The 385-nt window shown below is 68.3% G+C and carries 1 protein-coding gene; it reads left to right on the forward strand.

Going from position 1 to position 385, the window contains the following annotated elements:
- Positions 1-385: AMP-binding protein (locus HB633_RS30685; RefSeq protein WP_213781872.1), on the forward strand; the 385-nt coding region annotated here is incomplete at both ends.

Here is a 385-nt window from a genome sequence, read left to right on the forward strand (position 1 = left end):
GACGTGCTGGTGGCGATCTGCATGGAGCGCACGGCGGGCATGCTGGTCGCGCTGCTCGGGGTGCTGAAGGCGGGCGGTGCTTATGTGCCGATGGATCCGTCCTATCCGGCGCAACGGCTGGCCCACATGCTCGCCGACGCGCGCCCGCGGGTGGTGCTGACGCAGGCGGCACAGCGCGAACTGGTCGAGGGTCTTGCTGCCGACAGCGACACGCGCGGCTGGCAGATCGTCGATCTGGATGAGACACAGCAAACCGCGACGAACGTCGGCACGGACCGCGACATGAATCCCGGTCCGCGAGCGTTGCCGCAGCATCTGGCCTACGTGATCTATACGTCCGGTTCGACGGGCGTGCCCAAGGGCGTGGGGGTGGCGCATTCGAGCC

The organism is Caballeronia sp. dw_276 (genome assembly GCF_018449635.1).
GTDB lineage: Bacteria > Pseudomonadota > Gammaproteobacteria > Burkholderiales > Burkholderiaceae > Caballeronia.